Origin of the sequence: Haloferula sp. A504, from assembly GCF_044385805.1 — a bacterium.
GTDB lineage: Bacteria > Verrucomicrobiota > Verrucomicrobiia > Verrucomicrobiales > Akkermansiaceae > Haloferula.
In genome coordinates this window covers 1-26,275 of the sequence record NZ_JBISBU010000039.1, presented here as the reverse complement: position 1 = coordinate 26,275, position 26,275 = coordinate 1, and the positions used below count along the sequence as shown (strand labels likewise).

The 26,275-nt window shown below is 63.8% G+C and carries 21 protein-coding genes; 10 read left to right on the top strand and 11 right to left on the bottom strand.

Going from position 1 to position 26,275, the window contains the following annotated elements:
- Positions 1 to 74: 74 nt before the first annotated feature.
- Genes ACG2LG_RS16395 through ACG2LG_RS16385 form a run of 3 tightly spaced genes read right to left on the bottom strand, consistent with a single transcriptional unit; the run spans position 75 to position 4,665 of the window.
- Positions 75 to 1,244, bottom strand: coding sequence for an AGE family epimerase/isomerase (locus tag ACG2LG_RS16395; protein ID WP_396260764.1), 1,170 nt, complete (start codon positions 1,242 to 1,244; stop codon positions 75 to 77).
- On the bottom strand, positions 1,241 to 2,137 hold the full coding sequence (locus ACG2LG_RS16390) for a dihydrodipicolinate synthase family protein (RefSeq protein ID WP_396260762.1): 897 nt from the start codon (positions 2,135 to 2,137) through the stop codon (positions 1,241 to 1,243). Before ACG2LG_RS16390 ends, ACG2LG_RS16395 begins: the two co-directional genes overlap by 4 nt.
- Entirely contained in the window at positions 2,134 to 4,665 is a 2,532-nt protein-coding gene (locus ACG2LG_RS16385) for a sodium/solute symporter (protein ID WP_396260761.1), read from the bottom strand. The genes ACG2LG_RS16390 and ACG2LG_RS16385 overlap by 4 nt, the downstream gene beginning before the upstream one ends.
- Positions 4,666 to 4,845: 180 nt before the next feature.
- Here ACG2LG_RS16385 and ACG2LG_RS16380 point away from each other — a divergent pair, with 180 nt between their 5' ends.
- The 3 genes from ACG2LG_RS16380 to ACG2LG_RS16370 all read left to right on the top strand — a co-directional run bounded on the left by ACG2LG_RS16380 (position 4,846) and on the right by ACG2LG_RS16370 (position 8,601).
- Positions 4,846 to 6,048, top strand: a complete 1,203-nt coding sequence (locus tag ACG2LG_RS16380; protein ID WP_396260759.1) for an exo-alpha-sialidase — start codon at positions 4,846 to 4,848, stop codon at positions 6,046 to 6,048.
- A gap of 244 nt (positions 6,049 to 6,292) precedes the next feature.
- A complete protein-coding gene (locus ACG2LG_RS16375; protein WP_396260757.1) occupies positions 6,293 to 7,384 on the top strand; it encodes a substrate-binding domain-containing protein in 1,092 nt (363 codons plus the stop codon).
- Positions 7,385 to 7,536: 152 nt separating this feature from the next.
- Positions 7,537 to 8,601: a vWA domain-containing protein gene (locus tag ACG2LG_RS16370; protein WP_396260756.1), complete on the top strand. Its 1,065-nt coding sequence runs from the start codon at positions 7,537 to 7,539 to the stop codon at positions 8,599 to 8,601.
- Between the two features lie 5 nt (positions 8,602 to 8,606).
- Here ACG2LG_RS16370 and ACG2LG_RS16365 read toward each other — a convergent pair whose 3' ends face one another.
- The 5 genes from ACG2LG_RS16365 to ACG2LG_RS16345 form a co-directional block, all read right to left on the bottom strand.
- Positions 8,607 to 9,647, bottom strand: coding sequence for an agmatine/peptidylarginine deiminase (locus ACG2LG_RS16365; protein WP_396260754.1), 1,041 nt, complete (start codon positions 9,645 to 9,647; stop codon positions 8,607 to 8,609).
- Complete coding sequence (locus ACG2LG_RS16360) at positions 9,644 to 10,510, bottom strand: carbon-nitrogen hydrolase (RefSeq protein WP_396260753.1); 867 nt, start codon at positions 10,508 to 10,510, stop codon at positions 9,644 to 9,646. The genes ACG2LG_RS16365 and ACG2LG_RS16360 overlap by 4 nt, the downstream gene beginning before the upstream one ends.
- A 55-nt stretch (positions 10,511 to 10,565) precedes the next feature.
- Entirely contained in the window at positions 10,566 to 11,156 is a 591-nt protein-coding gene (locus tag ACG2LG_RS16355; protein WP_396260751.1) for a hypothetical protein, read from the bottom strand.
- 36 nt (positions 11,157 to 11,192) lie between these two features.
- Positions 11,193 to 12,119: a hypothetical protein gene (locus ACG2LG_RS16350; RefSeq protein ID WP_396260749.1), complete on the bottom strand. Its 927-nt coding sequence runs from the start codon at positions 12,117 to 12,119 to the stop codon at positions 11,193 to 11,195.
- 113 nt (positions 12,120 to 12,232) lie between these two features.
- Positions 12,233 to 14,875, bottom strand: coding sequence for a CHAT domain-containing protein (locus ACG2LG_RS16345; RefSeq protein ID WP_396260748.1), 2,643 nt, complete (start codon positions 14,873 to 14,875; stop codon positions 12,233 to 12,235).
- 397 nt (positions 14,876 to 15,272) lie between these two features.
- Between ACG2LG_RS16345 and ACG2LG_RS16340 the strand changes: the two genes are divergently transcribed.
- The gene (locus ACG2LG_RS16340) at positions 15,273 to 16,334 is read left to right on the top strand and encodes a hypothetical protein (RefSeq protein WP_396260747.1); all 1,062 of its coding nucleotides are present in this window, start codon (positions 15,273 to 15,275) and stop codon (positions 16,332 to 16,334) included.
- Between the two features lie 8 nt (positions 16,335 to 16,342).
- Here the strand turns inward: ACG2LG_RS16340 and ACG2LG_RS16335 are convergent, their stop codons facing one another.
- The gene (locus tag ACG2LG_RS16335; protein WP_396260746.1) at positions 16,343 to 17,878 is read right to left on the bottom strand and encodes a S8 family serine peptidase; all 1,536 of its coding nucleotides are present in this window, start codon (positions 17,876 to 17,878) and stop codon (positions 16,343 to 16,345) included.
- 392 nt (positions 17,879 to 18,270) lie between these two features.
- Between ACG2LG_RS16335 and ACG2LG_RS16330 the strand changes: the two genes are divergently transcribed.
- From ACG2LG_RS16330 to ACG2LG_RS16320, 3 genes are read left to right on the top strand one after another with little or no spacing between them, the layout of a single operon-like run.
- Positions 18,271 to 19,914, top strand: a complete 1,644-nt coding sequence (locus ACG2LG_RS16330; RefSeq protein ID WP_396260745.1) for a ShlB/FhaC/HecB family hemolysin secretion/activation protein — start codon at positions 18,271 to 18,273, stop codon at positions 19,912 to 19,914.
- A 45-nt stretch (positions 19,915 to 19,959) separates the two neighbouring features.
- Positions 19,960 to 20,814: a carboxylating nicotinate-nucleotide diphosphorylase gene (gene nadC / locus ACG2LG_RS16325; protein ID WP_396260743.1), complete on the top strand. Its 855-nt coding sequence runs from the start codon at positions 19,960 to 19,962 to the stop codon at positions 20,812 to 20,814.
- Positions 20,811 to 21,530, top strand: a complete 720-nt coding sequence (locus ACG2LG_RS16320) for a biotin--[acetyl-CoA-carboxylase] ligase (protein ID WP_396260742.1) — start codon at positions 20,811 to 20,813, stop codon at positions 21,528 to 21,530. The genes nadC and ACG2LG_RS16320 overlap by 4 nt, the downstream gene beginning before the upstream one ends.
- 16 nt (positions 21,531 to 21,546) lie before the next feature.
- Here ACG2LG_RS16320 and ACG2LG_RS16315 read toward each other — a convergent pair whose 3' ends face one another.
- On the bottom strand, positions 21,547 to 22,194 hold the full coding sequence (locus tag ACG2LG_RS16315; protein WP_396260740.1) for a DR2241 family protein: 648 nt from the start codon (positions 22,192 to 22,194) through the stop codon (positions 21,547 to 21,549).
- Complete coding sequence (locus tag ACG2LG_RS16310) at positions 22,191 to 23,006, bottom strand: CbiX/SirB N-terminal domain-containing protein (protein WP_396260738.1); 816 nt, start codon at positions 23,004 to 23,006, stop codon at positions 22,191 to 22,193. The genes ACG2LG_RS16315 and ACG2LG_RS16310 overlap by 4 nt, the downstream gene beginning before the upstream one ends.
- 239 nt (positions 23,007 to 23,245) lie before the next feature.
- Here ACG2LG_RS16310 and ACG2LG_RS16305 point away from each other — a divergent pair, with 239 nt between their 5' ends.
- The 3 genes from ACG2LG_RS16305 to ACG2LG_RS16295 form a co-directional block, all read left to right on the top strand.
- Positions 23,246 to 24,820 carry a SpvB/TcaC N-terminal domain-containing protein gene (locus ACG2LG_RS16305; protein WP_396260737.1) on the top strand — a complete coding sequence of 525 codons (1,575 nt, stop codon included), beginning with the start codon at positions 23,246 to 23,248 and terminating at the stop codon, positions 24,818 to 24,820.
- A gap of 527 nt (positions 24,821 to 25,347) precedes the next feature.
- Complete coding sequence (locus tag ACG2LG_RS16300; RefSeq protein ID WP_396260735.1) at positions 25,348 to 25,953, top strand: hypothetical protein; 606 nt, start codon at positions 25,348 to 25,350, stop codon at positions 25,951 to 25,953.
- 129 nt (positions 25,954 to 26,082) lie between these two features.
- Positions 26,083 to 26,275 (top strand): transposase (locus ACG2LG_RS16295; protein WP_396260733.1); only part of this gene is annotated, 193 nt, incomplete at its 3' end.

Genomic DNA, 26,275 nt, shown 5'->3' with positions numbered 1-26,275 from the left:
CGTTCCCGGTGTGGATCGGGCGGCGTTTCCTTCATCTGCGGGAGCCGAGGCTGGCTCGGCAGGGAGCGCTTCGTTCAGTCTTTGATCATTCTGGAAGCGAGTTGGTGGCACAGCAGCAGGGCCCGGGGGTGGTGGAAGAAGGATTTCCAGAGCGAGCCCTTGAGGTTGGAGGAGGGTCGGCCATCCTGGTGCAGGTATCCGTACCATTCACCGTGTTCGGGGTCGCTGAAGTGATCGAAGGCCCAGAGCTGGCAGTGCCGGTGCATGGCGAGATAGCCGGTCTCGCCAGTGAGTTGGTGGGCCATGAGGGTCGCGATCAGCGCCTCGTCGTGCGGCCACCAGAATTTCATCGCATGCCAGTATTCCTGAACCGGTCGGTCGAAGACGTCGCGGAAGTAGAAAAGACCGCCGTGTTCCCGGTCCCAGCCGCGCCCCCACATCCAGTCGAACATGTCGCAGCCGAGCTTCGCCAGGCGTGAATCGCCCCGGCGGCGGGCCTCCTCCATGATGAACCACGCGCCCTCGATCGCGTGGCCGGGATTCAGGGTGCGCCCGTCGAAATGATCGGAGATCGAGCCGTCGGGAGCGACGTTTTCCATCACCACGCGGAGGTCGGGTTTGACGAAAAGCGTTTCGATTTCCTCGAGGCAGCGGTCGATCCAGGCGCTGATCTCGTCGTTCTTGCCGAGGCGGAGTTCGAGTTCCTGCGCGGTGACCAGGGTGATCATGCGCGGCCCGAGGGAGGTGAGGGGGCGGGCCTCGGTGAACTTCGGCGGGATGCGGCCCGGGGTGAAGTGCCAGTCGGTGAAGCGATCGAAGAGTGCGCGCGCCTTGGTCGCCGATTCATCCGATCCGGTGGCCGCGGCATGCGCGGCGAAGGCGATCGAAGCGAAGCTCTCCGAATAGGCGTAGCGCCGCTTGCGGATCGGGGTGCCGTCGCGGGCGACATGGAAGAACAGGCGTCCGTCTTCGGGGTCGGTGCACTTCTCCTCGAGGAAGCGCAGGCCGCTTTCCGCCCAGGCAAGCCACTCGGGACGGCGCTCGATCTCCAGGTAGAGGGTGAGCAGCATCCAGCTCATGCGGCCCTGCGCCCAGACCGACTTGTCGCTGTCGACCAGGGTGCCGTCGCGATCGAAGCAGTGGAGGAATCCACCGTGCTGCTCATCGACCGCGCGGGGGAACCAGAACGGCAGACAGTCGTCCCGGAGCTGGCGCAGGTAGAAGTCGGCGAGGTCCGCGCTCACGGCTGGAGGACAGGAGAGTCGAATTTCTCGTGAAGCGACTCGAGTTGGGCGGGGCTTGGGTTTGCGAGCGGCAGCCGGGCCGGGCCGAGCGGCACGCCTTGCCATTCCATGATGGCTTTGACGGCGCCGAGATAGCCCACCGCGGCGAGTGCCTCGATCAGTTCGATGGCTTCCCGCTGGAGCCGGGTGGCGGTCTCAAGGTCCCCGTCCTCGAAAGCCTGGATGAGCCTGCGATAGAGCGGGGCGGCGAAGTTGTAGGAAGAGCCGACCGCACCCCTGGCTCCGGCCTGGAGCGCGGCGAGGAGTTGCTCGTCGATGCCCCAGGGGATGTCGAAGTCGCCGACCTTCAGGCAGCGTGAGTAGTCATCGAGATCGTCGTTGGTGAACTTGACGCCGGCGAGGTTGGGAATGCGTTCCGGGGCTTTGGCGAGGAACTCGCGCATGGGCAGGCAGACCCCGGTGAGTGCCGGGATGTCGTAGTAGTAGAAGGGCAGGCCCGGCGCCGCACCGGCGATCAGGGCGCAGCAATCGATCAGGGTGTCGAGGTCGTCGGGCTTGTAGTAGCTCGGGGCCAGGGCCGCCACGGCGTCCAAGCCCAGATCCGCGGCTGCGGCGGCGAAGACCTTGGCGTCCTCGAGGCAGTTCGAGCCGGCGTGGGCCACCACGGTGAGGTCGTGGGCCGGAGCCGCTTCCGCCCAGGCGCGGAAGACGGCGAGGCGTTCGTCGCGGGTCAGCGAATGGCTTTCCCCGGTCGAGCCGGTGATGAAGACCGTGCGGATCCCGTTCTTCGAGAGGTGGGCGGCCTGAAGGGGAACCACCTCCGGCGCAAGGGATCCGTCGGGATGGAAGGGTGTGTGGGTCGCGGCGACGAGCCCGTGGAGTGGGATGTTCATGGGTGGTGAAGGGAAAGTCCGGGATCCGAGCGCCCGGTGAGGACGAGGCTGGCCAGCCAGCCGACGAGGGAGCAGGCGGCAAAGCCGATGAAGGCATAGAGCAGCCCGCTGACCGGAGCCTTGGAGAGATGGAGCGAGAGCACCGTGGCCAGGCCGGCGAAGGCACCGAGGAGCGCGCCGCTGCCGTGAGCCCGGCGGGTGAAGATGCCGAGCGCGAACAGCCCGCCGAGCGAGCCGGCGGTCAGGCCGATCATGGTGTTGAAGGTCTTGAACGCCGACTCGATGTTCGATTGCGCCATGGCGATGGCGATGCCGACACCGACGACTCCCGCCACGACGACGACGGTCTGGGCGCTGCGCAGATAAGTGCGGTCGTTTCGTCCGGGTCGCAGCAGGCGGCTGTCGAGATCCTTGACGAAGGTGGTGGCCACGCTGTTCAGCGAAGAGGACACGGTGGACTGCGCCGCGGCGAAAATGGCGGCGATCACCAGGCCCGAGATCCCGACCGGAAGCTCGCGGACGATGTAGAAGGGCAGGATGGAATCGGAGGCCGGAAGGGTGGCGTCGAGACGCCCGGGGTGGGTCTTGTAGAAGGCGTAGATCGCCGTTCCGAGGAGGAAGAAGACCAGGGACCCGAAGACCGACATCCACATCGTGACCTTCAGCGATTTCCGGGCGGCGTTCAGGTCGCGGGTGGTCACGTAGCGCTGCACGACGTCCTGGCTGGAGGTGTAGGGCACCAGCGAGTTGAAAAAGAAGGCGACGAACAGCACGACGACCGAGGTGGTCCCGTCGGCGATGCTGAAGGAATCCCAGCGCAGGTTCTCGAAGAGCTTGTGGTCGGTCCGGGCAATCTCGGCCACGCCGGCGAAGCCGCCCTCGACATGGCCGACCGCGAGGCCGAAGCACAGCAGCGCACCGGCCATCAGGACGATGGCCTGGATGGCGTCGGTCCAGACCACCGCTTCGATCCCGCCGATCACGGTGTAGATGATGCACAGCACGCCGATGACGATGATCGCCGTGACAACCCCGATGTCCGACACCGCGGCGAGCGCCAGCGCCGGCAGGTAGAGCACGATGGCGATCCGCCCGAGGTGGAAGGCGGTGAAGGAGAGTGAGGCGAACAGGCGGCAGGGGAGGGAAAAGCGCTTCTCAAGGTACTCGTAGGCCGAGGTCAGGTCGAGCTTGCGGAAGAACGGCAGGTAAAAGACGGCCACGATGGGGACGATCAGCAGGATCGGCAGCTGGCCGATGTACCACGAGATGTCGGTCTGGTAGGCGCGGGCCGGGATGCCCATGAAGGTCAGCGCGCTGAGCATGGTGGCGAAGATCGAGAGGCCCGCCACCCATGCGGGCACCCGCTGGCCGCCGCGGAAGTAGGCTTCGGTCGATGCCGAGGCCTCGCGTTTCATGAAGAACACTCCGACGCCGATCATGCCGGCGAGATAGATGGCGACCACCGACCAGTTGAACGCGCCGAACGCGGTCTTTGAGACCTGCGGGGCGGCCAGCAGCACCTGCGGAGAGCGAACCGCGGGGCGCACCTCGCCGGTCGGCACGACGAAGCCGCCGGACCACCCGATGACCGGCGTGGTCACCGGTGACAGCATCGGGCCCGGCAACTCCGAGGAGGGTGCCCAGGTGTCCGTGACCGTGTCGTAGGCGAGGATCCCGCGGGTGAATCCGGGGTGATCCGATTTCGGCTGGAAGTCGACCAGTGTGCCGTCGTCGCCGCCGATCACGAGCAGGTGCGAGGCTCCCACCGCGGGCGCGGGAGACGGCGCGGCGACGGCGGGGCGGGGGAGGTCGGCGAGGCGGGTCCAAGTATTAGAGATGTCGTACTTCCAGGCGTCGTGCAGGTAGGTGCGGACCGGGTTTCCCCGGGGATCGGCGGCGAGCGACGCACCGGAGAAGACGAAGAGCGAATCGGCCCGGCTGCCGGCCACCGGAAGGATCCGGCCGGGGCCGGGGAGTGGCTCGAGGACGGTCCATTCGGATCCGTCGAAGGCGAAGTGCTGGCTCGAGGCACTGGTGGCGTCGGGCGAGACCGAGCCGCCGATGATGTGGACGGTTTCCCCGACCAGGGAGCCGGCCATGTTGGCGAGCGGCACGGGGAGTGGCGGCAGCGGCACGGTTTCGATTTCCGAGCCTTTTGCCCGCAGCAGGAAGACCTCGCGATGATGGCGCTGCGAATCGGAGCCGCCGATGCAGAGCACGCCCCGCGGCGTGGTGATCGACACGCCGTAGCCGAGCGGGCGGGGAAGGCGGCCGGCCTCGCGCCATTCGGTGCCGCTCTCGGGCAGCACGAAAATCCGGTCGTGCCAGACCTTTTCGCCACCGGCCCAGGGGGCGCCGTCGGGAAAATTCGCCCCGCCGGCCACGACCAAAGAACCTTCCGAAACCCCGGCAAACGCCCCGGCGAAGCCGTGCTCGTCCGGCAGCGGCGGGAGTTCCGACCACGACAGCGCGGCCCTTGCCGGAAGCAGGGAAAGCAGCATCAGGACGGTGGCGGCAGTGCGCAGCATGGTTGGGAAACTGGTGGAGGGTGACGGAAACTGACAAGGTTGGAGAATTCGGGCGCTCTGGTTGGCTGAGCCGACCGGATGGCGGTTGGTTGTCAGCGCGGATGCGTCCAAGATAGCATTTTGCTTTCCGATGAGCGGCCGAGAGGTGCCTTACGGATCATGCTCCCGGGCATCGGGTAGATGCACTACACTTCCCTCGTGAAACGTCTGCTTCCCCTCCTGCTTCTGGCCCCTTTTCCCTTTCCGCTGCGCGCTCTCGACGGCGTCGGCTGGAACGAGGACAATGCGGTCTTCAAGCCGGCCTCCGATTTTGAAGGGAAGATCGACGCCTTTCTCGGCGAACCGTCCTTTGGCATGAAGGCGCTGTTTGCGAAGGACCGGTTTCCGAATGTGGTGGTCGCCACCGATGGCTCGGTGCTGGCGGTTTTCGGCGGGGTCGGTCTGCGGCGCAGCACCGATGGGGGCGAGACGTGGAGCGATCCGATCCCGGTCGCCAAGGGATTCATGGGGGGCGGGGTGACCGTGGACGAGGTTTCCGGTGAGATCTTCGCCTTCGTCGAGGCCGACCATCCCCCGGCACCGCTGGCGGTGTTTGCCTCGAAGGATCACGGGGTCAGCTGGGAAAAGAGGGGGGCGACGATTCATCCCAACTCGATGGGGCACGTCCCCTCGATGCACATGAACGAGCATGGTATCTGCCTCCGCCACGGCCGCTACAAGGGCCGCCTGATCCGGCCGACGCGCTGGTACGGGCGGCACAACTACCCCCGCGGGATTTTCCACACCCACTACACCAACGCGATGTTCAGTGATGACGGCGGACGTTCATGGAAGGCATCGGAGCCGGTGCCGGTGATGGGGACGGGCGAGGCCTGCATCGTCGAGCTTTCCGACGGCTCGCTGCACTACAACACCCGGCGGCACTGGGCGCCGACGAAAGAGGACTCGCTGTGGCGCTGGAGCGCGGTGAGTCGCGACGGCGGCGCGACCTGGGTCGATCCCGAGCGCTCGTCGGTCCTGCCCGACGGCAATGCCGACAGCGCTTACGGGCTGATGGGTGGTCTGGTCCGCCTGCCGGTGCTGGGGCGTGACGTGTTGATCTTCAGCAACATCGCCAGCGCCAGCGGCCGGAAGAACGGGCACGTCTGGACAAGCTTCGACGGGGGCCGGACGTGGCCGGTGCGTCGCCGGGTGTTTGAGGGGAGGTTCGCCTATTCCTCACTCGATGCCGGCCGTCCCGGGACGCCGTCGGAGGGCTGGATCTACCTGCTTTTCGAGGGCGGACCCGAAGGGGCCGGCACCATCGCTCGCTTCAATCTCGGCTGGGTTCTCGACGGCGAGAAAACCGGCGACGGGGAGGTCCCGGACTGGGCACGGCCTTAGTGTAGTGCGTCCAACAGCTTGGGAGTTTTTGGGAACCGCAGATTAAGGGGATTACGCGGATCTTCAGAGATCCATAAATCTGCGTAATCCTTTAAATCCCCTCAATCTGCGGTCAACGGCGCGACCCATCCCGACAGAACAGTGGATCGTCGGTGAGGCGGACTGCACCAGGAGCACCGAGCCTTCTTCTGGTTTTCTTGTCAAACCGGTTGCGTTCTGGCGGGGAATAGCCCATACCGCATCCATGGAGGGGGTATGGATGCCGCAGCGGGGCAGCTTGGTCGCCGAGTGCGTGCGCGTGATGCGGCTGCGAATCGAGGCGGGTGAGTGGTCGAATTTCCTGCCTGGAGAGAGGCGTCTTGCGGAATTGCTGCAGGTCGGACGGGATACGGTGCGCCTGACCCTGGCGGAACTGGAGCACGAGGGCCTGCTTGCTCCCGCCGAGGCGGGCAAGCGCCGGCGTGTCGCGGGCGGGCGGAGGAAGTCGCCGGTGGGTGTGGCGAAGAGCCTGCGGATCGGCATGCTATCGCCCCAGCGACTCGAGCGCCTCAGTCAGCCGATGCTGTTGGAGGTCGACCACATCCGGCGGGCGCTCGCTGAGAAAGGGGGAAGCTTCGAGGTCTTCGCCCCCGGCTGGTATGAATCCAATCAACCAGGGCGCCGTCTCGATGGGTTTATCGAGGGGGAACGCCGCGGGGCGTGGATCCTGCATCGTTCGAGCGGCCCGGTGCAGCGCTGGTTCGCCGACCACCGGATGCCTTGCCTGGTGAGGGGAACGCCGTACGAAGGAGTTTCTCTGCCGTTTCTCGATATCGACTGGCAGGCGACCGCCCGCCACGCGGCGGGCATGCTGTGGCGGATGGGCCATCGCAAGATCGGGGTGATGACCCCGCCCGACCGCCTCCGCGGCGTGGAGGCCGCGCTCAAGGGTGCGAGGGAGACGGGTGAAGAGGCTTTCGAGGTGATGGAACTGGCGGAGAACGGGACGACGGCGGGAATCGAGCGCCTGTTCGTCCGGGCGATGCGGCTCAAGGAGCCGCCGACCGCCCTGATCGCGACGCGTGCCCGGCAGGTGGCGACGCTTTTCGGCTGCGCGGCGAGGGCGGGCCTCCGGGTACCGGAGGACCTGAGCCTGGTGTCACTGGCCCGCGAGCCGTTTCTCGAGTACCTGGTCCCGGAGGTCACCGGCTACCTTTCCGATCCCGCCGTGGTGGCAAAGCAGGTCGTCCGGCGGCTTGAGCAACTCGTTGCCGGGAACGCCAACCCGGGAGGCAATCCCTGGCTGGTGCCCGAGGTCGTCAAGGGAGGATCGGTGGCCCCGCCGCGGGAGAAATAGGACTTGCCGTTCATCAGTATTGGGCGCGGCATCGGCACCCGGGTGGCAACACGTGGCACCGTCAGCGTCACGGGACCCCGTTGGTTTGCGGAATCCCAGGCTTTTCGGACAAGTTGCTTGATCCAGAGGGAAGATGCCCGAGGTTTGCTTCAATGTCGCGAGTCGGTCGTCATATCCTCGATGCTCAGGAGGCGAGGCTTCGCCAACAGCGGCGCGTGAGCAGCATCAGCAGCATCGTGATCGGCCTGTTGGTGGTGGGGTTGGTGATGCTGGTCCTCGCCTTTGTGCTTCTTCCGGCGCTGAACCGCGAGAATCCACCGATCGTCTCCTACGCCGGGCCGCAGAGCGAGAACGAGGAGGTGAAGCAAAAGACGAGGTCGCAGATGAAGGCGAAACCGTCGGCTCCGTCGATGTCGGCGGCCAAGGCGATCGTCGCCGACGCCGCCTCGCCGACCGCAATCCCCGTGCCGGAGGTGGATGTCAGCGAGCTTTCTCCCGACTTCGGATACGGCGACGACCTCGGGCAGGGCTGGGCCGATGGCACGATCGATGGCATGGGTGGGGGCGGAACGACCTTTTTCCGGCAGAGCGTCGCGGCGCAGCGGGTTTGCTACGTGATCGACTACTCGGCCTCGATGCGCGGGGAGCGCGATGGCTTGATGAGGGCCGAGCTGGAAAAATCGATCAGCCAGATCGGTCCGGGCATGGCCTATCAGATGATCTTCTTCGCAGGCCCTGCCTGGGTGGCGGGGAGCGAGGTGAAGATGCAGGGCAACAAGACCGCGACCGTCACTTACAAGGGCAGGGACTACAAGTGGAAGACGACCGGTGGCGCGCACGCCTGGGAACCCGTCGGCAAGGAACTCAAGCCGGATTGGCTTTCGGGCGACGGGAGCCGTTCCAAGTCCCTCAAGCACGTCAAGGAGACGAAGCTGGTGTGGGGGACGGATTGGGAGGATGCGCTCCTGATGGCGCTCGACATGGAACCGGCTCCCCAGATCATTTTCTTCATGACCGACGGATCCACGGGGGGGAACATGGTCAAGTTGGCCGAGGATCTCGGGCGGAAGGCCAAACGAACCCACACCATCATCAATACCGTGGCGATGATGCAGCCGAAGGCTGAGGGCGCCATGAAGGAACTCGCGAAACGGACCGGGGGTCAGTTCAGCATCGTCCGGAAGGGCGGCAAGGTGGACCTCGTTCCGGTCGACTGAGGAGCCTACGCCGGCTGTTGCTGCGAGATGCAGTGCAGCGAGCCACCTTCCTCGACCAGTTCGAGGCAGTCGATTCCGGCGACGGTTCGGTCTGGGAACAGTTCCTTCAGGATCCCGAGCGCGCGATCGTCGTTGCGCTTCTGCCGGAAGGTCGGGACCAGCACCCCGCCGTTCACGATGAGGAAGTTCACATACGATGCAGGTAGTACCGGGAGCCGCCAGCCCGGGACCTCACAGGACTCGGGAAGCGGGATCTCGTGGATCTGGAACGACCGACCGTCCGGACCGCGGAAACCACGGAGTCGCTCCAGGTTGGCGGCGAGGGTTTCCCGGTCCGGCGAACTGGCCGAGGTTGCGGCTACCAGCGTGTGGTCGTCGGTGAAGCGAACCAGGTCATCGACATGGCCGTCGGTGTCGTCACCTTCGATGCCCTTTTCCAGCCACAGAATCTCCCGGACGCCGAGGTGATCCCGCAAGCGCGACTCGATGTCGTCCCGGCTCAGGCCGGGGTTGCGGTTGGGGTTGAGAAGAACCGCCTCGGTGGTCAGGAGCTGGCCCCGGCCATTGACCTCGATTGCGCCGCCCTCGAGAACCATTCCGGCCTCGAAGCGGCGCAGGCCGAGCGAGTCGGCCACCCGACGCGGAATCCGGTTGTCGGAGTCCCACGGGGGAAATTTTCCACCCCATGCGTTGAACTCCCAATCGGTGATTGCGACCTCGCCGGTGGCACCATTCCGCACGAAGATCGGGCCGTGGTCCCGGCACCACACATCGTCGTGGGCATGATCGAAGAGCTCGATCCGCTCCGGCACGGCCCTGGCGGTCTCACACAGGGAGCGGATGCGCTGGTGGTTCGAGGAGGTGGCGTTGATCCGCACGAGTTCAAACGCCGAAATGGCCGCCGCGATTTCGGCAAACCCCGCCTCGATGCGGTCCCGCTTGGAGCCGCCCCAGTGACGCGGATCGGGGACCGGCCACGAGAGCCAGACCGCCTCCTGCGGTGCCCATTCCGGGGGCATGGCAAACCCCAGTTCGGCCGGGGTCATGGCGTTCCGGCTGTCCAGCGTTGGCCCAACCCGGCGTAGGCATCAATCCGGCGATCCCGGAAGAACGGCCAGATGCGCCGGAACTCTTCGACCTGACCCAGGTCGATCTCGTGGATGAGGACTTGTTCGTCGCCGGTTTCGGCGCGGGCGACGACCTCGCCGTAGGGATTGGCGATGAAGGATTGTCCCCAGAACTCGGTGCCGTCTTCCGTGCCCACCCGGTTGATCGCGGCGACGAAGCAGCCGTTGGCCACCGCGTGACCGCGCTGGACGGTCTCCCAGGCGCAGTGCTGGGCCTTTCCAAGGCTGTCCTTCTCGCTCGGGAGCCAGCCGATGGCCGTGGGGTAAAGCAGGATCTCGGCACCTCCGAGGGCCATCAGGCGGGCCGCCTCCGGAAACCACTGGTCCCAACAAACGAGGACCCCGATGCGCCCGTGGCGCGTGGACCACACCGGCCAGCCGGAATCGCCCGGCGTGAAGTAGAACTTTTCCTCGAACCCGGGGTCCTGGGGGATGTGGCTCTTGCGGTAGCAGCCCAGCATCGTGCCATCGGCATCGTGGACCACCGCCGTGTTGTGAAACACCCCGGCACCGCGTTTCTCGAACAGGGATGAAACGATGACCACCCCGAGTTCCGCGGCAAGCGCGCCGAGCCGGTCGGTGTAATCGTTGGGGATCGGATCCGCGAGGTCGAAGCGCGCCGGATCCTCGGTGGTGCAGAAGTAGGGCGTGAGGAAGAGCTCCTGGGTCGCGATGATCGCGGATCCCCCGGACGCGGCCTTTCGGATCAGTGACTCATGGTGCTCGAAGGCACCGTCTTTGGTGGGAAATCCCCGGGACTGGAGCAGGGCCAAGCGCGGCATGCACACAGTCTGCATGGATGCCGCGTCGCCTTCCAAGTGGGAAAGTCCGCCAGGATCAGAGGTGGCTCAGGGCGTCGGCCACCAGAAGGCTGAGCTCGGCGATGCTTTTCGGCAGGGGCGCGGTGTGCACCACATAGCCCTGGTCATTGATCGCGGCGAGGGTGGCATCGGTGAAGTTGAGCACCACCTTGGGAGCGGCGATCTGGTCGGCGGACGCGAGGTCCGTCACGGCCACCACGCTGTCGGCCTCGAAGGAGCGGGAGTGGGCGAGGGTGTCGGCGAGTCCCGCGGGACTGTCGACGAGAACGATCATGGTGGGGGCGCTGACCGGGGTGGAAACGCCCCTGAACGATTCGGCGTTGGTGCGCCCACGGTCATGACCGACGATGGGAGTCAGAACTCCGAACACGATGAGCGCTGCGGCCGCCAAGCCGAAGGCGGGAGTCCGGACGAGGCCGCGGAGGCTGGCGAGCCAACGCCGCTGGCGGCTCGGTTCGATCACGATGCGTTGCGTTGCGAAGCGCTGGTTGAGATCGTGAAGGAGTCCGGCGGGTACGCTGGGAACGGGCTCGTCGGGCTTCAGGCGCAGACTTCCCTCGAGGATCCGGCGGATTGACTCAAGTGGGGGTGAAAGTTCAAGTTTCATGGCTAGTCCTCCAATCGTAGAAATTCGTAACTGTTTTCAATCAACCAAAGTTTTTCGAATTTTTTCCAACGCGGTCTGGATCCGCTCGTTCAGGACCCGGCGGCGGGTCGAGGCAGAGGCGGAGCGCTTGAGGCCGTACCGGTGGCAGAAATCCTGTTCTTCGATCAACTCCTGGATGGTCGCCGCCTGGGCGACGAAGAGGGTGTAGACGAGATCCCACTCGTCGGAGTCCAGGACCTCCCGGCATTCCTTGTAGATGTGCTCGAAAGTCGGCGCTTCGGGATCCGCCGATGGATCCTCGAACTGCAGCGGGCGCTCGGAGTCGTCGGTGAGCGCATCAAAGCTCTCGCCGTCGTTGGGCCGGTTTTTCAGCGTGGTGCGGCGCCGCTGCCAATCGATCGCCCGGAAGCCGACGATCCGGAGGTGGAGCGGAATGAGCTCCTCGAAGACGGTCGGATCGAGGATTGGCGCCTTGTTGTCAGAGTTTCGCACCTTGGCGAGCTCGACGAGGGCATCCATGAACACCTCTTCGGCATCGTGGCCGGAAATGCCCTTGCGCTGGAGTGTGCGGAGGGCGAGCGGCTTCAGGAGGTCGGGAAGGCCGTTCCACTCGCGGTCGTTGAAGCCACGATCCGGGTCGTAGCGCTGCAGCCGGTCGAGATCCAGATTCCGCTCGTAGCGTCGATCCTCAGGATCGTGGTGCAGCTGTGGATCCGCGTCGCTGCGACGCTTGGCGGCGACCAATTCGCGCGTCGCTTCCCCCGCAATCTCGATCGCACGGGCGGTGAAGGCAACTTCATCGTCAAACGACTCGAACTCAAAGGACGCATTGCGGATCGCCTGCTCGGCGATGCGCTCGGCCTCTTCTTCGGTAATCAGAACGCCTTCGACAGGCCGGCGGGCACGAGTCCAGCAGGCCTGCCAGCAACGTTCCAACTGTTCGGGACAAACAGCGGGGGTCATGGCTGGAACGCCACCATGAAATATTAAAATAAAGAGAGTTCAAGCATTCAATTTAGATTTATTTTCAGCCAAACCGTTCAAAAGTTCTCAAAATTAGCTTCAAATGCTTAAAACTAAAGCTTTTCGGGGCGAGCCCGGAGCCTGCGGATGAGTCGAATCGCGGCGATGATTGCCAGGAGAATCACGCCAAGCAGCCCGAGCCAGAGCGGGGATCGTCGTTTGGCGGGTTCGATCGGGCCGCCTGTCTGCAGAGGGTGGTGCTGGGTCATGAAAAACGGAGCGTAGCGGAGCACTGCCTGTTCGAAGTCCGGATCGTCGGGTGACGGGATCCGCTCGGCCTGGGCCTGCCACAGGCTCTGGGCCGAGCGGTCGGAGTGGACGGCGAGCTCGTAGAAGCGGCGCATGAAATCGGGGGTGGAGAGGTCGGAGACCGGCCACAGGGCGACCACCACCTCGCGGGCACCGGCGGTGGCGAAGGCTCGCTGCAGGCCGAGCACGCCTTCGCCATCCACCGAGGTGCCGAGGCCGGAGTCGCACGAGGAAAGGGTGACCAGCCGGGTCTGGCCCAGCGGGAGCCGCGCAATTTCCCCGGGGAACAGCAGATCGTCATCGGGGGTTTCGCCGGGGACTCCGCTCACCGTGGTCAGTCCGCGATGGAGCACCAGGCCGCTGGCGAGGAGCTGGTCGGATTCCAGGTCGAAGTCGACCGGCGCCCCCGAGCGGGTGTCGCCGACGAAGAAGGCGTGTCCGCCGAAGTGCAAAACACCCGGATTCCCGGGGAGGGCGGTCACCGCGGGTTCCGTGACCTCGTCATCCTCCAGAAAGAGGGATCCTCGGGGCGCGACCTTGCGGATGGCTTTTGCCTCCTTTGAGGTCCCGGGGAGCGGGCCCAGGCGACCGAGGATTTCGCCGAGACGGCTTTGCCCGGTGGGCGCCTCCGGTGTCCGGGGGTAGTCGGAAATCGTGAGCACCGTCCATGGCACATCCGCGATTGGGGGCAGCTCCCGGGCATCGAGGAGATCGCGGCCACTCGCGACCCGGGTGATCTGCTTGTAGCGGTGGCAGAGGGTGCGGCCCTCGTGGTCGAGCAGGGCGGGAAGCGGGAGGAAGTGGGAGGTGCTGTCGAGGGAGACGGCGAGATGCTGGATTTCACCCGGGATCCGGTCATCGATGGGTGCCCAGAACTGCTGGTAAAGGAAACCCAGGATGCCGGCCAGGGTCAGGGCGGGGGCCGGCGAATCATCACCGCCGAGCTGCGCCGCATTCCAGTCGAGCCTTTCCTTGAAGGCTCCCAGCCAGCGTTGGAGATCATCGGCATCGGCAAGCTCGATCCATTGGGGCTCGCCGCCCGCCACCAGCAGAATCGCTCCGTAGCGTTCCGCCTCGCCGACCCGCACCGATTGGTAGCGGCAAAAGTCGATGAAGGCGGAGCCGGGGGGTAGCGATGCCGAGAGGTCCTGCCAGCGGGGGGCGGTCGACGGGCTTGCACCGATCAGGGAGTCGAGCAGCCGGGCCTTGCTCGCGATCAGGGTGTCGGCGATCAGCCGGGCATCGCCGATCTCGCAGGGCAGCGATATCAGGTCGAAGCGTTCGAGGAAGTTCAGGCGTTCGGTCTCGCTGCCGCTTTCGACGAGGCGCTCAAGCAAGGCGAGGCCGGCGGCGGTGGCCTCGCGCGCGATCGTTCCGGCATCCGGCAGGTCGTCGAGGATGGCGTTGACCGCCAGTTCGCGCCGGGTCTCGGCCACCCGGAGATGGATTTCGGGAAGATGCAGCTTCTGGACCCGTCGCGCGGCGAGCAGTTCTTCCCTCGCCTGCCCGAGCAACCCTTCCTGCTGGAGGGCGACGCCGAGATTGTGGTGGATGCCGGCCAGCGCGGGGTGTTGATCGCCGAGGCTTTCGGTGATCAAGGCTCGCGCTTCGCGGAAGGCTTGAGCCGCCTCCCCGGGCTGGCCGAGCGAGAGCGCCAGTGCGCCCATGTTGTTGATGTAGGGGATGGCCCGGATCGGGGTATCGGCCAGGAGCGTGCGCGCGTCGTCGGCGACGCTCTCGGTCGCCAACACGGCCTCATCGGTGAGGCCGAGCCGCAGTTGGGCGAGGGCCCGCTGGGACCGGAGCGAAAGGCGCAACTCCGGTTGCTGGAAGTCGGTCGCGAGCGCCTCGTCGAAGTAATCGATCGCCCGGGCGTGGCTGCCGAGGGTGTGGTGGTAGCGGCCGAGGTGGCCGAGGACCCTTGCCTGCTCCGCGGGATGGCTTTCCGAAAGAAGGGCGGAAGCCTCCTCGAGAAGCGGAAGCACCTCGGTGTAACTGCCCTGCAGCAGCAGGGACAGGGCCAGGTGGTCGAGGGTCAGGGCAAGCGCCAGGGGGGCCTCCGTCCCGGACCTCCGGCGGGAGTCCAGCACGGCCCGAAGCAGGGCCTCGCTCTCCTGGAAATCGCCTCGATCTTGAAGCGCGACCGCCAGCGCTTCGCGGGCCTCGGCCAAGAGTTCCGCGGAGTGGGGCTCGAGAAGTTCGCAGGCCCTCCGGAGGTGGCTGATGGCGGCATTGGTCCGTGCGAGCTGGCGCTCAACCACCCCGAGTGCGTGAAGGCTGGTGGCGAGTCCGATCGCGTTCTCGGGGTTGGCGTCGGCTTCCCAAGCGGCTTCCCATTCCCCGACCAGCTCCTTGAGCTGGGCCTCCGCTTCGGCCGGACGTTCAAAATCCACCGCTCCCACCGCAGCAGGCAGCCAGATTGCGAGGAATATGAACACGAAGCGCATCAGCGGAATGGCAGCCCCATGGCTGCGGGGATCACCTTGATCATGAACTTTTCAATGAATTTTGGAAATCAGGAATTTCAGGTGCGATTGGGAGTGGTGATGACAGGTTGTTCTCGACAGCTCGGGTCACTGGGGTTTCCGGGGGGAGGCCTCAGTCGGCACCCGGCGACGGAACTTCCTTTCATGGGCTGGAATCCAAGGGATTGCAGCACGTGTTCAGCGATCGGCCGACATCCGCAATGGTTCTGGGGGGAATCCGCGGGTGTCGGCCGAATCTGAATAAATTTTAGAATTCGCTTCCCAATTCTGTAAGTTTCCTTAAATTTAAGCCTAGCTTCTGCATCGGCTGTCCCACCCTTACTTTCCGATGTCCCACACCCTTCGATCATTGCCGAGCTTGTCTCTGCTGCTCTGCAGCGGCGTCTTGGCGCAGGATTTTGTCCTGACGACACCTGGAACCGCCACTTGGGAAACGGTCGCCACGGCCGATGGCTCGCAGACGATTTTCACGATCAGCGACGACAGTGTCTTCGACTGGGGTCAGATGAATCTCGCCGGAAACGACGAGTTGGTTTTCAACTTTGTCGGCGGGGACACGGTCACCAACTACCTCAATGGGGCCGGCACCCATTTGATCGCCGGTGACATCACCGCGAACGGAAATCTCGGGTTCTTCGCGCCGAATGGTAATTTGATCATCACCGGGTCCATCACGGCCGAATCCGTGACGCTGGCAACGCTCGGCGTCGATGCCGGGCTCTTCGCCGGCGGCGCTGGATTCACTCTGAGCGGTGCTAGTGGTGGAGACGTGCTTGTCTTTGGTAGCCTTGAAGCCACGGCCCGCGATGTGACGGTGGCAGGGCAGAATGTGAGAATCTTCTCAGGAGCCTCTCTTGATGCCCCGAACGGTCGTGTGATGGTCGGGGGTGGAAGTGATATCGAGATCCTTGGCGCGGGAGAACGTCGGCTCAGTCAGAACTCCCTCGCAGGAACGGTTTTCAATGAAGGGAGCCTTCGTGCACCCAAGATTGAGGTTTCAGCCGGAGCGGAGGTGCTCAACAATGGAGTGATCGGCGAGGGCAACGCCCAGGTCTTTTTCGGGGTGGGCGAGTCCGGCCGGATCTCCAATGAATCCCAAGGCTTTATCGCGAACGACTCAATCTTCGATGGCTTATTCAACGAGGTAAGCGCCGTCATCCGCCCTCATATCGACGGCGATGCCCCGGGGGTGGTGGGGGATGCCAGCCTGGGGATCCCGGCGCTCAAGCGCCCCGATGGTTCGGCGGTCAGCGACCGGAGAAGGATTACTTATTCAGCTCCGATGAGTGCCTCGGCCGACTCAATGCGCGACCGGAAAAAGGAGAAAATTCAGACGGCCCGGAACGAGCGGAAGCCGGTTCTGGCGAGCCGGAGCTCATTCTTCGGTGGGGTCCGCGGCGGCACCCGGACAAACCGGTGACCCAAGCCTCAGGGGTTGGGAATCACCTCGATGCGGTAGAAGACCCGCTGCGAAGAGGTGGGGGTTACCGTCAGCGACACCTCGCCAGGCACGGTCTGGGTCTCGTAGGCGACGCCCAAGGTTTCCCAATACCATTCGGGATACAATTCGGGAGTGGACTCGAAGAGTTGGCGAATGAGTTCCTGGGTCGCCATGATCTCCTCGGGGGTGGCCACATAGGCCTTCGGTGCGGTGGCCTCCGGATTGGTGGTCTGTGCCGTTTCGGGGTCGGTCGGGGCTGCGGGAGGCGGAACCGATTCGTTCGATGCGACCGCTGTCACCGGAAGGCGACCGTCGGCCTCGGATCCAATGACGAGCACCGGGTCGACGACGACCCAGTTGATCAGGTCCGAAGAGCCAAGGAGTCGCCATGCCGAAGAGTCCGAGAGTTCCAGCGGGTTGTCGGGCTGCCACAGGTCGGCATCGATGGTGAAGGAAAGCTCGGAGGTCGAGCCGGAGGCGACGAAACCCACCGGCGGGGGCGCGCTGGTCGCATCATCAATCGGATAGCCGAAGAAGCGTTCCAACTCATCCACCGAGCCGTCGGCATCGAGATCGTCATCGATCTGAACGATGGAGACGCTTCCGGCGGCGTAAAGCCGCGACTTCAGCTCGTCTTCCACGCCGGCGGGATCGAGCCCGGGCTGGCGCGAGAGTTCGGCGATCGCTGCGGCGGCAACCATCGCCGCCGCCGGACTCGTTCCGTTCATCGGGGAGGACTGACCGCCGCTCGGATTCGCCGTGTCGAAGGTGGGGACTTCGACGCCGGGAGCCCAGACGTCGATCGCGGCTCCGAAGTTCGATGTCGGGGATTTTGCATTGTCCTGGGTCGAGGCGCCGACCGTGATGAGGCCGTCGCGTGAAGATCCGTAGGCTGCAGGAAGGTAGGCGTCCTTGACGTGATTGATCACCTGAGCCGGGTTGTGACCATTGAGTGCATCGGCGTTGTCGTTGCCGGCCGACACCACTACCACGAGGCCCTGGCCGAGCGCCTGGTCGATGGCTGCGAGAAGGGTCGGGCTGCGTGTCGGGTCGCCGGTTCCGTTGGCGATGCAGATGACGCCCAGCAAGTCCGGGTTCGAGAGCTTGTCGATCTCATGTCGGGCTGTCGCCTGTCCCACCGCGCTCACCAGAAGCGCGATGTTCGAGCCTTCGCTCGGATAGATATCGTAGGAGTAGAGTTCGACCGGAACGCCGCAGGCCACTCCGAACTCCGGCCCCGCGATCACCGACAGCATGCGGGTGCCGTGGTCGAGTGAGGCGGTCTCGCTACCAGGATCATAGGAGGTGCCGCTCGCGACGCGAATTCCCTGGACGAAGGTGAGGTTGGCGTTGTCGTCGAACCAGCCGCTCGTGTTGTCGACCGCCGAGTCGATGAGGTAGAGGCGCACCGGACGGCTGGACTCCGGGTAGCGGAAGTCCAGCGTTCCGCTCGATGGGTTCGCTCCATCGTTCAGGCGGGCGAGGGCCCAGCCGGAATCTTCGATGACACCGTGTGGAATCACGGTGGTTGCCGGGTCTTTTGCTACGGCGACCGTAGTGGTAAGGCTGGCGGCCGCGAGTGCGGCGAATGGTAGAAATTTCCCTGTATGCATGCCCCTGCAGGAAGTTGGTTTTGGTTGTGAATAACTTTCAGATAGGGTGCCGTCGAGAAATTACTAGTTCCTTCGTACCTTATGATAAGTTGTTTAAACTTACAGATGTATGAAGCTCGAATAACTGGTCTATTTTAAAATTAAGAACACTTGAATGCTGGCTTTCCAAACTATTTGGATGTGCTGGTTTTGAGCTTGGGTCGATCGCCCTTCATCGTTAATTTCTTGCCGTGGCAAATCAGGGGCGAGCGAATGCTTGGAGTAGAGGGCTTTCCTGTATCGTCCTCGCGGCAGGTGTGTTGGTGTTGACTCCTGCGGAGCGGATCCGGGGCGAAGATCTGATTCCCGGAATTGCGCCCGAGGTTCCCCAGGGCGAGGTGGTCGAGAGTCTGCCCGAGGTTCGTCCGGGCGAACCGGCGGGTGACCGGCGCGGCATCCGTCTGGCGGAGAAATTGTCAAAAATCCGGCTCCGGTCGTGGCAGGAGGACGGGCGGATCGAGGGAGTTTCGCCGGGTTTGGAGGTGGAATCGACGCTGATTCTGCCCGCGCCGGACCGGCTGGCGGGGCGGCTGGAGACGGTTCTCGGGGCCGCTCTCGATGAAGCGCGACTGCTTGAGGTCATTGATCTGATCCTCATTCATTACGATCGTCAGGGCTATCCCGTGGTGGCGGTGGATGCGCTCGGGCAGGACTTCGAGGGCGGCCTGTTGGTGTTGTTCGTCGAGGTCGGCCGGATCGGACGGGTGGGCGTCGCGAGGCCGCGGTATGGAAACGCCGAGTTGATTCAAGATGGCATCTCGCTGGTCGAAGGGGAGGTGCTTCGACGTGGGGACCTTGACCGGCAGTTGGATTGGTTCGGGCGGAGTGCGTTCCGGCAACCGAGGCTCTTCGTGTCGCCGGGGCTTGAACCTGCAAGCGCGGACATCCTGATCGGTTTGGAGGAAAGCCGGCCATGGCGGGTGAGTCTCGGCTATGAGAACAGCGGGCCCGATCTCGCCGGCAGGGAACGTCTTCTTCTGGGCGCGGTCGGGATGACCCGGGGCGAGCAGATCATCGCGTGGCAGACGGTCCTCGGGATTCCCGTTTCGTCGCTTCACGCCCACGCGCTCAGTTGGGAGATCCCGCTTCATCGCTTGCAGCAAACCCTCCAAATCGATGCCGCTTATGCGAGGGTGGAGAACCGGACGCCGTCGGCGGTCGGGATTCTGGACAACGAAGGCACCTCGTGGTCCGTCGCGATGGGACATCGGATGATCCTGCCGAGGTTGGGGCGGTGGAAGCAGGAGTTCACCAGTGGCTTCGAGCTCAAGGCGACCGACCAGTTCGTGCTCTTCGGGGGAGGGGCCTTTTCGCCGGGTGAGGTTCGCTTGCTTCACGGGAAGCTTTCGTACCGGGCCGAGCGGCGCTGGGATGATGCCGGCGTGGTCCTGGCAGCCAGCTTGCTGGCATCGCCCGGTGGCTTGGTCGACGGAAATGATGACGCGGACTTCAGGGCCTATGATCCACGAGCGGACTCCAGCTACGTGCTCGGGCGGTTGTCCGGCCAGGGCTGGTGGTCGCCCGGGGGGGATTGGCGGCTCGGCCTGCGTGGGGCGGCGCAGTGGGCGGACTCCCGGTTGCTGCCGTCGGAGCAGTTTGCCGCCGGTGGCTACCGCTCCGTCCGCGGGATTGGCGAGCGCGAATTCATCGCGGACGGAGGCGTGCAGGGAAGCTTCGAGGTCGTCAGTCCCGAGTGGCGGGGGGGCGATCAGGTTCGGGTTCGCGGGGTTGGCTTCTTCGATCACGCCTGGCTCCGCAACGATGGCGGGGCCACCACCTCGGTGTCCGGTGCGGGCGTGGGAATCCGGATGAGGGTCAGCGAATACGTGGACCTGTGGGCCGACCACGGATGGTGGTTGGACGGGCGGGGGAGCCGGACGCACTTCGGCGTGACCATGCGTTATTAAGCCATCGGGATTGGCGGACGGCGCCCGGCGGCATAAGCTCCGTCCGTGGACGAGTCTGTTTTGAAGCTGATCGATGCGGCCCTGGCCGAGGATGTCGGGTCCGGCGATGTGACTTCGCTGTATTTCGTGCCCGAGGAGGCACGGGTCCGCGCCTTCGTGGTGGCCCGCGATGAAGGGGTGCTGGCCGGAGGCGAAGTGGCTAGGGAGGTATTCCATCGGGTGGCGCCGGGGCTTGAGGTGGAACTGCTGCTCAAGGATGGTGTCCGCCTCGGAAAGGGAGCCCGCGTCATGGAGGTTCGTGGCGCGGCCCGTTCCGTTCTCACCGCCGAACGGACCGCGCTCAATTTCCTCCAGCGGATGTGTGGCGTGGCCACCCTCACACGGCAGTATGTCGACCGCATCCAGGGGGCGCGCGCACGGATCCTCGACACCCGCAAGACGACCCCGGGCTGGCGCCTGCTGGAAAAGTCGGCCGTGGTGGCGGGCGGTGGCACCAACCATCGAATGGGCCTCTACGACCGCGCGATGGTGAAGGACAATCACCTGGTCACGAAAACCGATCTGGTGCAATTGCAGGAGTCGATCCGGAGGTTGAAGCGCGAGCGGCCGGGAATCGAAGTGGAGCTGGAAGCGGATACGCTCAAGCAGGTGCGGGATTTCTTGGGGCTCGACGGGGTCGATTACATCCTTCTCGACAACATGGAGCCTTCGGAACTTCGGGAGGCGGTGGAAATGCGCGGTAAGAAGGGAGTGCCGCGGTTGGAGGCGAGCGGCGGGGTCACGCTCGAGACCGTCGCGGCGATTGCCGCCTCTGGGGTCGACTTCGTTTCGGTGGGGGCGATCACGCATTCGGCGGTCTCGCTCGACCTTGCGCTGGACTTCGTGGAGTCGGACCCATGAGCCCGGACCACTTGCCTGATGGATGGAGCATCCACTGGTTGGATGAGGTGGATTCCACGAATGATCATCTCCACCGGAGTGAATACCCGCCGGGGACGGTGGTGGTGGCGAAGCGGCAGACGCAGGGGCGGGGGAGGCGACAGAACCGCTGGCAGTCCGTCGAAGGCGAGAGCCTGACCTTTTCCGTGCTCCTGCGTCCGACGGTGCCGCTCGCCCTCTGGCCCCGGCTCTCCCTGGCAGCGGGTCTGGCCGTCGCGGAAACGCTCGAAAAAATGGGCTACGAGGCGGGGCTGAAGTGGCCGAACGACCTGTGGATCCGGGAGAGGAAAGTGGGCGGCATTCTCGTGGAATCGTCCGACGATGGAGCGGTGGTCGGGATCGGCCTCAATCTGGGCATGCGCGACTTCGACCCCGGAATCGAGGCGACCTCGCTCCTGATCGAGGATGGCCGCCATTGGGAGGCGGCCGAGGTGCTTGACCTGCTGCTGCCGCGGCTCGCCGGCCGGAGTGCTTCCATCGGCGACGGGTTCGAGGCGATGCTTGAGGAAATCCGCCGCCGCTGCGTGCTCAGTGGGAGGCGGGTCGTGCTCCGGACCTCCCGGGGTGAGCAGACCGGCGAGGTCGTGGGGATCGGATCCAAGGGCGAACTGCTGCTCCGAACCGCGGACGGCGTGCTCCCCGTGATCCAGGCGGAGGAAGTGAGGCCGGTCTCTTGAAGAAGAGCCGGAATGCCTACGAATCCGTTTTCTGGGCCGCCTCGAACTCGGCCTTGGAGGCCTTCCGGCACTCGGCGACGAAATGATTGCAGGCCTCGCGGCAGAGCAGCGGAATCGAGTTCGGAGCCAGCGTGCCGTCGAAGCGGCTCGCCTCGCTGTCTTCCAGTGGAGTCTGCTCGTCGAGCTGCCAGAGGATCTTCTTCACACAGCAATTGCCCGGGCCGCAGACCTTCTGGACCAGCTTCTGGGCGCCCTCGTCGCTGATGTTGCGGGCGAACTTGTACATGCCCGTCTGCCGGTCGAGCTTCTCCCGGAGATGCTGCACATCGAGGTCTCCGTTCTCGTGAGCGATCCACAACCCGAGCGCCGCCGGATATAGGAGGTCGAGCGCCTGCCGGAGTTGGGTGGCATCTTCGAGGAGCAACAACCAGCCGCGCTTGAGCGAGAGTTCGCCCTTGGTGAAACGGTAGTGTCCGTCGGCAGCCCAGGTGGAGATGTCCCGCGCCGGACCAGGGCCACGATGGACTTCAAGGTCTTCCAAGGCTCCCGCGTCGTCGTGGTGACACAGCGCGTAGGCGGCACCCTGCACGTCCCGGAGGATCCGGACCTCGCCGATGTGGTCGATGCCGGCATCGAGAGCCTGAACGAGTCGGTCGATGATCATGAGCGGTGTTTCGAATCGAAGTCCGAGATCTGGTCGAGAATGACGTCGGCCATCAGGCGCTCGGTGCCGATCGCCGAGGAGTAATAGAGGGTCTTTCCGCGGAGGTGGTGGGGGTTGTGGCGGAAGACCTCCCGCTGGCTCGCCGCTTCCCCCTCGTCCTCCTCGATCCCGAGAAGCACGGGGATGTCCTGATAGCTGTGAAGACCGTCCGCAATGAAGAAGGGAACCACCACGACATTGGGCGTCTCGGCAAGCTTGGCCCAGTCCGCGATGAAGGGCTGCTCTTCCATGTAGGTGTCCATGACCGCCGCGAACTTCGCGTCACTGGCCGCGATCGCCTCGGCCTGATCCCTTACGGCTTTCGTCGAGTTCTGGTTCAGGCCCGTGCCGTGGCCGACGATGAACAGGGTGGTTTCCTCCTCCTCCACATCGGGTGCGACTTCCCGTGCCCGTCGCAGGATGAGGTCGGTCATCGACGCGTGGACGCCGACCGGCAGGGTGTAGTGCCAGGTCTTTCCATGGCGCCGGGTGGTCGGACCCTCGAGCTCCAGTTCGCGGGGGATGACCTCCTGGGTGAAATACCCTTCGCTGATGAAGTCCGGGACGACGTAGACCTCGTCGGCCTCGATGAGGTAGCGCGCCTCCCGCATCGATGGCTCTTCCTTCCAGAAGCAGCAGTGGACCTCCGAAAAAAGCTGTCGATCACGGATCTCGTCGGCGTGATCGAAGTAGGGAGTGGAAGAGTCGGGATTTTCGGTGGAGCCATGACCGACGATGAGAAGGGCGGTGCCTGGCTTCGGGGAAATCGGCATGCGCCGAAGCTGCGCGGGATTCGCCGGGGCGCAAGCCGAATAGCGCCATCAAAGAAGGGGCGGGGGAGGGATGAGCGCCGGTGATGGACCCGGCACCCGCTCGCTCGGCCTCAATCAGCACGACCAGCCAGCGGAAATTGCTCGGTCGCAAGCCAACGTTCTGGTCAATGCAAAACCGCGCGAAGGATTTCGCACTACATGGCTTGAACTGAGCGGGGGGGGGTATCTACGACCGTTCCATGAAAAACCCGTGGTTGTCTTGGACCGGTGCAGTTCTTGCCAACCTCTCGATGCTCGGAACCTCGGTCCTGGCGTACCTGCCGCCGGTCGATTTTGAATCACCGACCTTCCAGCCGTTTGATGCGGTCGATTCGGGAACCAGCAGCGCCTATTCTGAATGGGAATTGATTTCGGGCACGGCGGAGGTGAGTCCCGGTGGCGAGGGCCTTGGCGGTGGCCAGGCGCTGCGGGTCGGGCAGACCGCCAGCCTCGGCGAGACTCGCCTGCGCCGCATGCTCGACTGGGATCCAGTGGAGACCGTTGCTTTTGTTGATCTTTGGATCAAGCCTCCGGCGAATCCCGCAGGTAGCCTCGCCTCGCTCTTCGTCAACGGCAGCCAGGCCGCGTTCCAGCTCGATGACGCCGGGGCTGCCGGTGAGTTCTGGGTCTATGACGGAAATGATGACGCCGCCGATCCGGCGGAGGTCGGGGAATGGTATCGCCTCGCGCCCGGGTTCTCCATCGATCCGGTCGAACCGCGTGCTGCGGACTACGTCCGACTGACCCTGCGGCACGACAGTGCCCGGCTTGTCTGGGACCTGTTCGTTGATGGCCAGCTTGCCGCAGCAAATGTCGGCTTCGAAGGTCGGGCCGCCCTGCTCAGCAGCCTCGATTTTTACGGCAGCGACGTGGTGGATGTATTGGTCGACGATCTTTCCGCGAACCCCGACAACATGCTTTTCCCGGATGCGGACAAGGACGCGCTTCCCGACGCGTGGGAGACCGCCAACGGGTCGAACCCTCTCGTCTATGACCGCGACGAAATCAATCCCGCCACCGGGAAGAGCTGGTTGGAGGATTACCTCGATTCGATCTGGAGTCCTTCGGGCGGCGAAGGCGTGGTTCCCTCGGTGACGCCTCCTCCGGTCGGTGCCGTGCCGCCACTTACCATTCTCGGGCAGCACACCGCGGTTGGTGCCCTGAAAGGCTCGCTCACCGTGGGTGGTGACGGCTCAGCCGCCTACAGCATTCCGATCGACATCCCGAAAGGGACCGCCGGAATGGAGCCCAAGATCTCCCTCGACTATTCGTCGAATGGAGCGAACGGCATCGCGGGTCTCGGCTGGTCGCTGAACGGATTGCAACAAATTGCCCGCGGCCGTACCACGCTTGCCAAGGACGGCATGATCGATGGCGTGGATTTCGATCCGAACGACCGCTTCTTCTTCAACGGCGAACGCCTTGTCCTGGTTGAGGGAGTCTATGGCGAGGCGGATTCGGTCTACCGCACCGAGATGGATTCCTTCGCCCGGATCACCGCCCGAGGCCAGCTTCACCATGGCCCTGAATGGTGGCAAATCGAAACGAAGTCCGGGTTGACTCTCACCCTCGGGGATACTGCGGAAGCCCGTGTGGAGAAGGCCGACGCAGCGGGGGATCCCGGCGGCGCGCTTTCGTGGTCGGTGACGCGCGTCGAGGACACGGTCGGCAACTACTTCCGGGTCCGCTACACCCGCGATAATCCGACCTCCGGTTTCCCCGGCGAGGTGCTCAACCAGCGGGTGGATCGCATCGAATACACCGGCAATGACTGATTCCAGGTTTGGCTGGCGACATCGTCGGCGGAATAAACGTTCCCTTGGCTGCGCCTTTTGTAGTGTTCTCTCTTTTCCCCACAAGGACCTACTGATTGCCTCTTTATGAAGATTTTGGTTCAAGCTCTGATTCTTACTTTGTCTAGCCTCTTGGTGGCCTGCTCAGGCTTTCCGAAAACGAAGGGCAACTTCGAGTACATGGTAGAAAGCTACATCGGAAAACCAATATCAGCTTGGGAGAAATCTGGCGCAATTTACGATGTGCAGGATGCTAGTGGCGGCAAAAGATACTCTCTTAGGTTGAATGATTGCACGTCATGTCGGTGGTATTACGTGGTTAATTCTAAGGGTGTCATTAAGGGGTGGGGTTATCTGAACAAATCGGATTGCTGCAGGGTCGGCAACACGTGGGGATAGCGTCAAAAGTGTAAAAGAGTGTTGTGTTAAAGGACACACCTGTGTTGTGTTACGCCGCAACGAGCATACCCGAGTAGTCTCCCTCCCGGAATCTCTCAGCGGATCAATAGATGGTGAAGACCGTGTTAAAGTATGTGATCACCGTCCTCCTTGTAGGATGTGGGTTTAACGACTTGCACCGTGGTCGCAACCTTCGTGACACAGAGGCGATCAGTGACGAGGAGGACATCCTTAAGGTGCTAGGAAAGGTTGAGGAAGCGCTAACGTGGCCGGATGGCCGTGAGCTGGAAGTTCCCTATCAAGAAAACCTTGATAACGCGCTTAAACGTCATAACCCGGAGGGGGTTTTCACGGAAGAGACTACGCAGAAGCTCATTGGTGTAGTCCGCAATGGTGATCTGGGTGAATCCGAGATTCGCTATGGAATCTTGCTTCCCCTTGAGTCTTCAATGACTAATTACGTTGAACAGAAGGTAACAGATGTGGAAGTTTTTTCAGGTAAAGCATCTGTGATCGTTAGTCGGACAGCGCAAAATTGGGAAGATGAATGGGGCCTGCTTCAAATTGAATTCGTGCTCGTAAAGACGTCTCAAGGATGGAGAGTTGTTGATATTATAAGAAAATCATATTATGGGCGAAAGGAAGATGATCACAGGTTGATACGCGAGACAAGCATGCTTCGGGAGATTGACCGTTTGTCTCAGCGCGGTCGATAGGTGTTACGTGTTATGGTATGTGTGGATGGGGTCAGGTGCTGCATTTCAACATTTCTGCTTGAGTTGACCTCGTCAGAGTGATGGGGGTTGGTCATGCCGAGGGCGTTGCGTCACCAGTATCCTGGGGCGGTGTATCATGTGATGGCACGTGGTGATGGTGGGAAGGTCGTTTTCAAGACAGATGACGACCGGCGCGCTTTTCTGTCGCGACTTGAGCAAGTGTGCGGCAGCCATGGCTGGCGGGTTCATGCATGGGTGCTGATGGGCAACCATTTCCACCTGCTCCTTGAGACACCGGAGCCGAATCTCGTGACGGGAATGA

Excerpts from the sequence above, each read along its gene's own strand:
- ACG2LG_RS16315 (WP_396260740.1), bottom strand. The coding sequence starts at position 22,194 with ATGATCATCGACCGACTCGTTCAGGCTCTCGATGCCGGCATCGACCAC.
- ACG2LG_RS16310 (WP_396260738.1), bottom strand. The coding sequence starts at position 23,006 with ATGCCGATTTCCCCGAAGCCAGGCACCGCCCTTCTCATCGTCGGTCAT.
- ACG2LG_RS16350 (WP_396260749.1), bottom strand. The coding sequence starts at position 12,119 with ATGACCCCCGCTGTTTGTCCCGAACAGTTGGAACGTTGCTGGCAGGCC.
- ACG2LG_RS16385 (WP_396260761.1), bottom strand. The coding sequence starts at position 4,665 with ATGCTGCGCACTGCCGCCACCGTCCTGATGCTGCTTTCCCTGCTTCCG.
- ACG2LG_RS16305 (WP_396260737.1), top strand. The coding sequence starts at position 23,246 with ATGAAAAACCCGTGGTTGTCTTGGACCGGTGCAGTTCTTGCCAACCTC.
- ACG2LG_RS16390 (WP_396260762.1), bottom strand. The coding sequence starts at position 2,137 with ATGAACATCCCACTCCACGGGCTCGTCGCCGCGACCCACACACCCTTC.
- ACG2LG_RS16380 (WP_396260759.1), top strand. The coding sequence starts at position 4,846 with ATGCACTACACTTCCCTCGTGAAACGTCTGCTTCCCCTCCTGCTTCTG.
- ACG2LG_RS16345 (WP_396260748.1), bottom strand. The coding sequence starts at position 14,875 with ATGCGCTTCGTGTTCATATTCCTCGCAATCTGGCTGCCTGCTGCGGTG.
- ACG2LG_RS16320 (WP_396260742.1), top strand. The coding sequence starts at position 20,811 with ATGAGCCCGGACCACTTGCCTGATGGATGGAGCATCCACTGGTTGGAT.
- ACG2LG_RS16375 (WP_396260757.1), top strand. The coding sequence starts at position 6,293 with ATGGAGGGGGTATGGATGCCGCAGCGGGGCAGCTTGGTCGCCGAGTGC.
- ACG2LG_RS16300 (WP_396260735.1), top strand. The coding sequence starts at position 25,348 with ATGGTGAAGACCGTGTTAAAGTATGTGATCACCGTCCTCCTTGTAGGA.
- ACG2LG_RS16360 (WP_396260753.1), bottom strand. The coding sequence starts at position 10,510 with ATGCCGCGCTTGGCCCTGCTCCAGTCCCGGGGATTTCCCACCAAAGAC.
- ACG2LG_RS16355 (WP_396260751.1), bottom strand. The coding sequence starts at position 11,156 with ATGAAACTTGAACTTTCACCCCCACTTGAGTCAATCCGCCGGATCCTC.
- ACG2LG_RS16370 (WP_396260756.1), top strand. The coding sequence starts at position 7,537 with ATGTCGCGAGTCGGTCGTCATATCCTCGATGCTCAGGAGGCGAGGCTT.
- ACG2LG_RS16365 (WP_396260754.1), bottom strand. The coding sequence starts at position 9,647 with ATGACCCCGGCCGAACTGGGGTTTGCCATGCCCCCGGAATGGGCACCG.